This is a genomic window from Acidithiobacillus sp. (assembly GCF_027322205.1).
GTDB lineage: Bacteria > Pseudomonadota > Gammaproteobacteria > Acidithiobacillales > Acidithiobacillaceae > Acidithiobacillus.
On the sequence record NZ_DAHVHY010000135.1, the window covers coordinates 1 to 2,432 of the forward strand.

Below are 2,432 nucleotides of genomic sequence, written 5' to 3' on the forward strand. Positions count from 1 at the left end.
GGCGGGGATGGCAAGATCCACACCATCGCCATGCACCAGCCGCATCTCCACATCCTGCAGATACTGGATGGCGCGCAGCATGGCAAGGCGGCGCTGATGAAACACGGCGTGGTGAACGAGGTCCGAAGGCTGTTGCGTGAATGGACGCGGCTCATCCACGGTGATCGGGAATTCCTGGGCTACGGTCACGGCGCGGTGGCCGGCGTCATCCATAAATTTCTCCACGACATTCTGGTGATGGCCTTCCTGGGCGACCAGGACGAGGAATCGCTGGGCATGAACCTTGGTAAGGTTGCCGAAGCACTGGACCGCCGGGGCCTGGCCGTCGGCAGCGAGGCATGGAAGGACGCCATGCAGGTCCTGAACATCCCTCTGGACCCGAAGCAGGCGCGGAAGCAATGGAATCTCACTGTTGATGACGTGATGATGCTCGGCCACTGGGGCAAGGACGATCGCGGGCACAACCGCTGGAAGGATGCCAAGGCTCTATTTGGCTGGGGCGCCCCACTGGAACCGCCGGAGGAATACGAAATCAACTACAGCATTTACCGCGTCGTTATGAAGCGGCATGGAGTGGAACTGGAGCCCTGGGATGGCAGCGTCATCACCGGACCGCAGGAGATCGAGACCAACGGCGGCGAGACCGTGCTTACCACGTATTTTCCCATGCCCACCGTGGTCGACGCCCGCGCATTTGTCCTGGACCAGGTGAACGCCCAGATCGCGCAGGCCATCGGCCGCTTACGCGGCGTCCGCCGCACCGCCGAAAACCCCGCTGACGTGTTGCTGTTCATGGGCGATTATCCGGTAGCGGCCAACGACCACGACCACATGCTGCCCACCGTGGAGTACCGGACCAGCCTGTCCAGCGCCCTGGCGCAACGCGCATCCAAGGAGATGGCAGTCGTCAAGGAAGCAGCCACCATGCGGGAGGAAGAACTTGGCGTCGCCGCCCTGACCGATGCGGTGAATGAGCGGTACGACTTCACCGTCGGCAACCGGCTCGGCCAGCGCGTCGTGCGCAAACACTTTCTGGCCATCCGCGCCCGCGCCAGTGCCCAGCGCATCTCCTTCCAGGAAGCAGCCCGGCAACTGGTGGACGAGATCACCCGTTTCCTCCCCGATCCGGGACTCTTTCCGGGCGCAGAAGAGCACACCCATGACAGACTCTGCGATCGGGCCAAGTGGACCCGCATGTGGGTCGGCACGGGGCCATGGGCCGACGCGGCGCTGGAGCTGATGTCAGAAATTGCGGACATCTATTTCAATCAGATCTACCAAGCAACCGGCTGACGAGCCAGATCGAAACCGCCTCATCCATACCAGAGTAAACACTCCGGCGCCGCCGGCGGGATAGTCGCGCCTGTGATCCGCCGCGCGGACGGCAACACGCGGAAACCTGTCAGCGAAGGCCCGTCCAACGGCTATTCAACCCAAACAAACGGCACAGGACGGGCTGAAACAGCAACCCAACCCCCTATCTCCTGCCCTGCCGGATGTCCACATGCGTCTTGCTATCGGAATTTCCGCCTCCGATCAACCAGGATCCGGCGTTTGTGGATGGTCCAGAACACCCCCCTCTCGGTACCGTTATCCTCTTTATGGGTGCGTAAGGGGGGTGTCTTGATTGAGCCTGTGCCTAATCAGGGATCTGGTGGTGAGCGGTGGCGGGAAAAGGAAAAGCTCCAGCCACCTCCTCTTTCCAACCACCACTCACCACCTCATCGCTTGTCTCACGAGGTCCCATTATGCCCCGCGTGTGCCCGAGTCCCTGCTCGCTTATGTGCGCCAGGTGGCTGAGGATGAGCATGTATCCATGAACCAGTTTTTTGTGACGGCCATTGCCGATTGGGGCAGTCAACGGTCACCTTGTAGCGTTTTCTGTCGGCATCCTTGACCCATTGTGCATGCGATGAGCCGGACTTGCTCTTTTGCTGGACAAATCCCAACTCACGCAAAATGCGTTTGACATCATCACAAGTTAACGGGGGTAATGCCCACTCACGCCGGACTGTGTCGGGATGGAACCAGCGGCACGGCATCAGCCAAAACCCGTCGCAGGCGATACAACCCAAGCCGCTGTAGGGTCACGATAAAATGATAGTAAGCCCGCAATCTCAAGGGCGATTTGCGGGACAGAAGCTGCCCCGCAAAGTCACGGTCTGGACCAATCAGCGCGTCCGCCACATAATCCTCGACCATGGCCTGGAGTTTTTCGTGCGACTCATGAAAAGTATCGCCTTGGGCGGCCAGGTCAAAGTCAATGCAAACGGAAACCCATTGCCCCTCCTGCTGAAAGGCGAAACCCCGCAACACCAGATCGCGCGACTTCATGAATGAGACACCCCGCTCAAAGCCAACATGGTGGAAGTATAGTCGCGCCTGACGCGGAAATTCAATCTCGATAAGTCGTAAGGTATCCGCGGGAGAAC

General features: G+C 60.0%; 2 protein-coding genes. One reads left to right on the plus strand and one right to left on the minus strand.

Annotated elements, in window-relative coordinates:
* Positions 1-1,293: hypothetical protein (locus tag M7F93_RS11745; RefSeq protein WP_298173759.1), on the plus strand; the 1,293-nt coding region annotated here is incomplete at its 5' end.
* A 708-nt stretch (positions 1,294-2,001) separates the two neighbouring features.
* On the opposite strand, the gene M7F93_RS11750 is transcribed toward M7F93_RS11745, so the two are convergent.
* A partial coding sequence (locus M7F93_RS11750; protein WP_298173762.1) for a hypothetical protein occupies positions 2,002-2,432 on the minus strand: 431 nt, incomplete at its 5' end.